Origin of the sequence: Actinomadura sp. DC4, from assembly GCF_030406325.1 — a bacterium.
Lineage (GTDB): Bacteria > Actinomycetota > Actinomycetes > Streptosporangiales > Streptosporangiaceae > Actinoallomurus.
Genome location: NZ_JAUEQY010000049.1, coordinates 1 through 7,369 on the forward strand (window position 1 = coordinate 1; position 7,369 = coordinate 7,369).

At 68.8% G+C, this 7,369-nt stretch carries 8 protein-coding genes; all 8 read left to right on the forward strand.

Annotation, left to right across the window (positions count from 1 at the left end; genetic code table 11):
• Positions 1 to 255: 255 nt before the first annotated feature.
• The 8 genes from eccD (at position 256) to QWU11_RS44385 (ending at position 7,369) form a co-directional block, all read left to right on the forward strand.
• On the forward strand, positions 256 to 1,662 hold the full coding sequence (gene eccD, locus QWU11_RS44350; protein ID WP_290120618.1) for a type VII secretion integral membrane protein EccD: 1,407 nt from the start codon (positions 256 to 258) through the stop codon (positions 1,660 to 1,662).
• A 51-nt stretch (positions 1,663 to 1,713) separates the two neighbouring features.
• On the forward strand, positions 1,714 to 3,126 hold the full coding sequence (eccB, locus tag QWU11_RS44355; RefSeq protein WP_290120619.1) for a type VII secretion protein EccB: 1,413 nt from the start codon (positions 1,714 to 1,716) through the stop codon (positions 3,124 to 3,126).
• Positions 3,127 to 3,187: 61 nt separating this feature from the next.
• Positions 3,188 to 3,502 (forward strand): hypothetical protein, encoded by a 315-nt coding sequence (locus tag QWU11_RS44360; protein ID WP_290120620.1) that lies wholly within the window; start codon positions 3,188 to 3,190, stop codon positions 3,500 to 3,502.
• 26 nt (positions 3,503 to 3,528) lie between these two features.
• Complete coding sequence (locus QWU11_RS44365) at positions 3,529 to 3,819, forward strand: hypothetical protein (RefSeq protein ID WP_290120621.1); 291 nt, start codon at positions 3,529 to 3,531, stop codon at positions 3,817 to 3,819.
• Positions 3,820 to 3,934: 115 nt separating this feature from the next.
• Positions 3,935 to 4,327 carry a hypothetical protein gene (locus QWU11_RS44370; protein ID WP_290120622.1) on the forward strand — a complete coding sequence of 131 codons (393 nt, stop codon included), beginning with the start codon at positions 3,935 to 3,937 and terminating at the stop codon, positions 4,325 to 4,327.
• 50 nt (positions 4,328 to 4,377) lie between these two features.
• Positions 4,378 to 6,564, forward strand: coding sequence for a hypothetical protein (locus QWU11_RS44375; RefSeq protein ID WP_290120623.1), 2,187 nt, complete (start codon positions 4,378 to 4,380; stop codon positions 6,562 to 6,564).
• A 66-nt stretch (positions 6,565 to 6,630) separates the two neighbouring features.
• Entirely contained in the window at positions 6,631 to 7,038 is a 408-nt protein-coding gene (locus QWU11_RS44380) for a YbaB/EbfC family nucleoid-associated protein (RefSeq protein ID WP_290120624.1), read from the forward strand.
• Entirely contained in the window at positions 7,031 to 7,369 is a 339-nt protein-coding gene (locus QWU11_RS44385) for a hypothetical protein (RefSeq protein ID WP_290120625.1), read from the forward strand. The genes QWU11_RS44380 and QWU11_RS44385 overlap by 8 nt, the downstream gene beginning before the upstream one ends.

The following is a 7,369-nucleotide window of genomic DNA, read 5'->3' on the forward strand; positions in this document are numbered from 1 at the left end:
ATCAACAACATGCCCATGTTGCCCGTCGGCGCCTCCGGCAGGACCGGAGGCTCCTGCAGGGACAACTCTCCACTGGGCATCTCAGGCGGTGACTGCCGTGGCGGCCGCCGGAACAGCGTCGTACTCATGACCACATCCTTTCCCGGGGCGTCCCGTGATTTCCCCCCTAGCTACGGCTCCCGGGGTCAATAGGGTTGCGGCCTTCGCGCACTCCGGCATCTGAACCCTCTGGCGGCCGGAAACAGTATGTGGGGCATGTCTACTTCGCATGCTTTGGGCGCTGGCGAGATGTGCCGGCTGACGATCTGCGGCCCGTCCTCGCAGATCGAGTTGGCCGTGCCGGCCCATGTGCCGGTGGCCGACCTGCTGCCGACGTTCCTCGACCATCTGGGCCTGGAGCTGGCGACGGCCGGGTTCTCCCACGACGGCTGGGTGCTGCAGCGGCTCGGCGAGCCGCCGCTGGATGAGGACCAGGCCACCGCGGCGCTGGGCCTGTACGACGGCGACGTTCTTCATCTGCGGCCGCGGGCGGACCAGCTGCCTCCGGTGGACTTCGACGACCTGGTCGACGGGGTCGCGACCGGAACCGCGGAGCGGCCGGACCGGTGGCGGCCGGAGACGACGCGGCGGTTCGTGCTCGCGCTCATCGGCGTGGTGCTCGCGCTCGGAGTGGCGATCGCGCCGATGAGCGGTACGGGAACGCAGGCCATGCTCGTGGCGGGTACCGCCGGAGCGATCCTCCTGGCCGGCGCGGCGGGCGCCTCCCGCGCGCTGGGCGACCGTACCGCGGGAATCGTGCTGGCCGCCGGCGCGATCGGGTTCACAGTGGTGGCCGGGCTGGCCCTGCCCGCGGGCGCGCACACGCTGGGTCCGGAGAACCTGATGAGCGCGTCCGGCCTGCTGGCCGCGGGTGCGTGGTCGGCGACGGCGGCGGGGGTGGCCCGCTCGGCGGTGGGCGGCGCACTGGCGGGCCTCACCGCGACGGTGCTCGCGGCGGTACTGACGGGCCTGGGCGGCCTGCTCGTCTCGTTGCGGCTGGTGAACGGGACGGCCGCGGCGGCGATCGTGCTCGCGGTGACGCTCGCGGCCGGCACCGCGGTTCCGGTGATCGCCTCACGGTTCGCCAAGTTGCGGATCCCGCCGCTGCCGACGAGCACTGAGGAGTTCCAGCAGGGCATCGACCCCGAACCCAGCCGGGTCGTGCTGGACCGCACCGCCCGCGCGCACGAGCACATCGGCTGGCTCTACACGGCACTGGGGGCCGTCGCGAGCGTCTGCCTGCTGATCCTCGGCACGACACCGGGCATCAGCGCGCGGGCCCTGACGGCCGTCGCCTCCCTGCTGCTGCTTCTGCACAGCCGGGACCTGTTCGGGATACGCGCACGGCTGGCGGTGCTCCTGCCGGGTGTGGCCGGGCTGGCGACCGTGACGGTGGATCTGGCGTCGGACCAGGACGCGCTGGTCCGGCCGGTGATCGTGGCCGGGCTGCTGGTCGTCGCCGGGCTCCTGCTCTCGGTCGCCCGCGTGCTGCCGGGGCGGCGGATGCTGCCGCACTGGGGACGGATCGCCGACCTGGCCCACACCGGCGCCGCGATCGCGGCCCTCCCGCTCGTGCTGTCGGTCGTCGGCCTGTACGCCCGAGCCCGGGGCGGATGGCAATGAGCGAGCGGACCAACGGCACCCGGCGAGCGGATCCGAGGAGAGGGGGACCTGATGCATAACCGGCGGGATCAGGTACACGCACACGGATTCATGGTCGGCCGGCTCGTCTCCGCACTCCTCCACGGCGAACCGGACCTGGCCGTCCCCCCGCTGCGGCGTTCGTGGAGCGGGCTCGTCATCGGCTCCCTGATCGCGATACTCGGGGTCGTCGGGTTCTCGGTGCTGGCGGCCGTCTCACCGGGCGGGGCGAGCGTGTGGCGAAAGCCCGGCACGCTGATCATCGACTCGCAGACCGGCACCCGCTACGTGTTCGCCGGCGGACGGCTGCGGCCCGTGCTGAACTACGCGTCCGCGCGGCTGCTGCTCGGCGCCAAGCTCACCGTCGCCTCCGTCGGCTCCAAGTCCCTGAAGAACGTGCCACGCGGCGGCCCGGTCGGCATCGTCGGCGCTCCGGACGCCCTACCCGCCCCCAAGCCGGAGAAGAGCGCGTGGCTGGCCTGCTCGACGACGACCGGCTCGCGGCCCGCGCTGTCCCTTTCCATCGGCCGTACGGGGGACGAGCGCCCGATCTCGGCGCACCAGGCGGTGCTGGTCCGCTCCTCCGACGGCACGACGTACCTGATCACGGGCGGGCACCGGCTGCGGGTCACCGCCCCCTGGGTGACGCGCGCGCTGGGGTTCTCCGACAACGCGGCGATCGGCGTACGCGACGCCTGGCTCGACATCATCCCGGCCGGCCCGGACCTGCCCCAGCCCGTCACACCGGGCATCGGCCAAGGCGCCCCGGCCCTGGAGGGGCACCCGGCGAAGGTCGGGCAGGTCTTCGTCTCGCGCGGGGCCGGAGGGGACCAGCGCTACTACCTCCTGACCACCGGCGGTCTTCAGACCATCACCCAGACCGTTGCGGCGCTCGTTCTCAGTGACCCGCAGACCGCGAAGGCGTACTCCGGTGCGGCGTCCGTCATCGACCTCGGCCCGGCCGCGCTCGCCGCGTCGAAGGTGCTGGCGGCACCCTCCTGGGCGGTCTCGCTGCCCGCCGCGCCGCCGACCCTGGACGCCGTCGACGCCGACCGGATGCCGTGCGTCCGCTCGGTACCGGCGGGGAACCTGGCGCAGACCGCCCTGGTCACCGTGGTCGCCCAGCCCGTCACCGCGGCGAACGCGGTGGCCACCGTGGTCGGCGGCTCGCCGACGGGGACCACGGCGACCGGGAACCGGATCGCCGACCAGGTCGTGGTCGCGCCACGGACGGGGATGCTCGCCCGTACGCTCCCCGCGCCCGGAGTGCCGGGCGAAGGGCTCTACCTCGTGACCGAGGACGGGGCGAAGTTCCCCGTCGCGAGCGTGGCGGCGGCCACCGCCCTCGGCTACTCCACCTCCGTCATGGTCCCCGTGCCGACCGACCTGCTGGCTCTGCTGCCGACCGGCCCCGTCCTGCAGACGCTCGGCTCGGGAGGTGGTTGATCCCACTCCTATTCGCGACGGAACCCCCAACGGCAACAGCGAAACCTAAGGAGAGAAACAAATGGCGGGTCAGTTCGGCGACTTCGACCCCTCGTCCTATCACTTCAGCGGGCAGGACCTGAGGACGATCATCAACAAGACCAATGACGCGATCAGCGAGATGAACACCGTGAACAACATGGTGCAGGGCCACACCGACTCCCTCGTCGACGCGAACCGGTCCGACTCGGGGCAGATCCTGTCCCAGCACCTGACTACGTGGAACTCGGACTTCCACACCTGCGTGAGCAACCTGACCGAGCTCAACAACAAGGCTCAGGCGCTGCTGCAGATCAACATCTCGACCAGTAACAACACCACCGATATGGCCAAGTAGAAACCCAACGGAAAAGGACATCGAAGATGCCGGATCAGTTCTGGGTCAACCACAGCAACTACTCCGACGTGAACGCCGGGCTGGTCAGCGAGGTGGGGCGCATGGACGCGATCATGGACGACCTCAACGTCACCCTTTCCCACATCGCTCAGGCGAGCGGTGGTAAGGCGACCCCGCTGTGGGAGGAGCAGCAGACCCAGTGGAACAGGTCGTACCAGGAAATGAAGATGCAGCTCAACACGCACACCCAGTCGTCGATCAACGTCGCTGAGAACTTCCGTGACGGAGACAACCGCGGTGCCAACGCGATGATGTGACCGCTCGGACGGGCTGATGCCCGCAGGTGCCAGGGCCGGCGAGTCACTCGCCGGCTCCGGCCCCGCGTCTCCACCAATAGCAGGGCCTTACCTGAACACGCGAAAGAGGAACATCATGGCCGACGACAGCGGCAACATAACGTCATTCGACAAGGCGCACTATGAGCAGCTGCTCACCTATCTGAACGGCATCGACAAGGACGTCGACACCAATCCGAAGTACCTCGGCCCGTCGGCCGACCTCAAACTCGACCCCACGCTGAGCAGCCGCTTCCATCCCGGTTCCCAGGACTGGTCGGTGGCCAAGGACTTCCTCACGCAGGCGAGCACGTTCGGCAGCTCGGCGCATACCCGGCTGGCCAACTTCGAGACGGACATCCGGTCCTTCTTCACGGCGCTCAAGAACGCCGAGGAGATCTTCTGTAAGACGGACGACCTGGCGACCTACGACGCCTCGAAGTTCGGGCAGGAGTACCCCGACGTGACCGGCAGTCCGAACACGACCTGAGCCGGCCGGTAGTCCGGCGGCAGACCGAGAAGGCTTGAGGAGGAGGAGCGATGGCAGACGACGGTTCCGGTGGCCTGAGTGTTCCGAACCACGGCAACTGGAATGAGTGGACGTTCGAGCAGGCTCTGAAGGCGCTCACCAGCGAGGGCGTCGACCTCCACACTCCCGCGAAGGCGAATTTCTTCAACTGGAATGGCAGCCCCGGCGCGAGCGATTGGTGGAGCTACCACGCGTGGGACAAGTACTACTTCGGCGTCAACCTCAACACCGACGCGATCAACGCCTGGGTGACGGCGGTCGACGCGATCGACGAGATGATGCCGGACGTCGCGTGGGGAAAACGCGGAAGTATGGATTCGTGGACGCTCACGCAGCTGTCGTATGCGATCAACGATCTCACCAACTGGGCGCAGACGACCGGCGGCGGCTTTGACCAATGGGCCGGCCGCCTGAACTCCGACGACTCCTCGTTCAAGGGCAAGGCCGCGTTTTTGATCTACTGGCGCCTCAAGGTGGAGGGCGATGGGCTGAAGGACACCTACGAGCAGCTCGCCAGCCGGCACGGAGGGCCGATCGCCACCTCGGTCGCGGACGCCGCCCAGCAGCTCCAGGTATTCAACACGACGATGTCCCGGAGCTGGCAAATCGCGAACGGCTATAAAATGCGCACCTGGATCTCAGATCAGATCGCGCAGATGAGTTCCAAGCTCAATATTTACCTTAATGCTGCTGGTCTTTATGATAATGGCACAGACTGGTACAAGCTTGACGACAAGGTGAAGCACGGCGGCCGGGCGAACGCCGAATCGTATATCCGGGATATCCTGCGCGACAGCCCCTACGGTGACCTGACCCAGGAAAGCACCTGGACGGGCATGAGTAACCGGATCACGCAGAATGCGCTCAACAACCTCAAGGGTTTTCTGGACGGCCCGGCGCAGACCGCGATAGCGGCACTGGCGCCCAAGTACGTCATGGCGACCAGCTCGCTCATGGAGCTCACCGCACCGCCGCCGGAGACGGCACCGAAACCCGATACCGATTCAGGCGACGGCGGCGGCGACAACAAAGACGACCCGCCACCGCCTCCAGATGGCGGCGGTGGCGGCGACGACAAGATCAACCTGCCGCCACCCCCGGACGGCGGTGGCGGCGACGGCAACCTGCCGCCACCCCCAGACGGCGGTGGCGGCGACGGAAACCTGCCGCCACCCTCGGACGGTGGCGGGGGCGGTGGCGGTGGTGCCGACAATCTCGACCTGCCACCGGCGAATGGCGGCGGCGCGGATGGCCTGAACCTGCCCGGTGCCGACGGGCTGAACCCGCCCGACGGCGGCGGAGGCCCCAACGCGCTCGACCTGGCCAACGGTGGGGGTCCCGATGGGCTGAATTCGCCCGATGGCGGTGGAGATCCCGCGAACGGCGGTGGCGGCGGCGGGTTCCTCCCCGGGCTGGTACCTCCAGGCGGTGGTGGCGCCAACGGCGACGGTGGCATCGACGATCCGAACGGAACCGGCCCCGGCAGCGACGGTGCGTTCGACGAGAACGGCCTCGACAACCTTCTCGGGCCGCCGGCCGACGGCGGCGGCGGGAACTCTCTGCTCCCGCCCGGCTCCGGCGATTCGAACACGCTCATCCCGCCCGGTGCGAACGGCGGCGGTCCCGACGGCAACGTCAACCTCGGCAAGCCGCCGACCGGCGTCGCCGGCGCGGACGGCGGTCTGGGTCTCGGTCCGGGTGGTTTCGGCAGCGACCCAGGAAAGGGCTTCGGCTCCGGCGCGAATCTTCTCGGGAACGGCGGCGCCGGGAACCCGTTCGGCGGGCCTGGCGGCTCCGGCGGGCTGGACGGCGACAACGGGTTGGGCGGTGCGTCCAACCTGCTCAATTCCGGATCTCCAGGCGCGGACGGCGCTCCCGGGTCCCCGACCGACGGCAGCGGCGGTGTCCCGTTCTTCCCGCCGATGATGGGCGGCGGTGGCGGTGCGGGTGGGGCCGGCGAGAAACCGCAGGAGCGGGAGCGGCAGACCTGGCTGACAGAGGACGAGGAGATCTGGGGCACCCGGGTCGACGTCCGCTCTGGAGCCATCGGCCGCCTCGACGAGGGAGAGGACGAGATCGAGGAGTTCCCGCTGGCCGGTCCCGCTCGTCGGCAGCGACGGGCGGACATCCCACGGCGCCCGCGGCCGAACGACGAGCGCACGACCCCTGCCGGCGAGGAGGCGACCGGCTCGGCATAGCGAACGGCGATCACCGTCGAGCCGGACCGGACGGACAGAGTCAGGCCCTGACAAGGAGGAGGACGAATGGTGAACCCACCGGAGTACGACCTGCACGCCGCCATCACAGACCTGCGGGCCGAACAGGCGCGCATCCAGGCGGCCACCGAGCGCATGTCGAGCATCACCGGCTCGGCGGTGTCGAAGGACCGGGTGGTGACCGTGACCGTCGACCACCAGGGAAGGCTGGTCGATCTGAAACTGGCGGGCGAGCGATACCGCCGGCTCGCGCCCGCGGAGCTGGCCGCGAGCATCGTCGCGACGGTACAGCAGGCCCAGGACGACGCGTCCCGCGAGGCGATGACCACGCTGTCCGGGCTCATGCCGGACGGGCTCGGTCTGCCGGTGGGCGGTGACCTGGATCTGGAGGCGATGTTCGACGCCGCCATGACCGCGGCCACGGCACCACGGGAAGGGACGGACGACAATGGCTGATGACGGAAATGTCTTCTCCGCCGATATTCCTGAGCTCCTGGATGGCGCGCCCAAGATCGAGCATTTCAGCACGATCATGAACGACATCTATACGAACCTGTCCCAGACCCTGGACCGGAATCCCCTGGACGAAAGCGGCGGCGACGACATCAGCAAGTCTCTGAAGGCGAACTACGAACCGCCGAAGGACGCATGTCTGGAGTTCCTGAGAAATGTGAAGGAGCTCGCCAAGAACCACAGCGACGATCTGGGAAACATGGGGAACCTGTTCAACGACATGAATACGGACAACACGAACCAGGCGGTCGGCGTCCCGGGTCACAGGCACTGA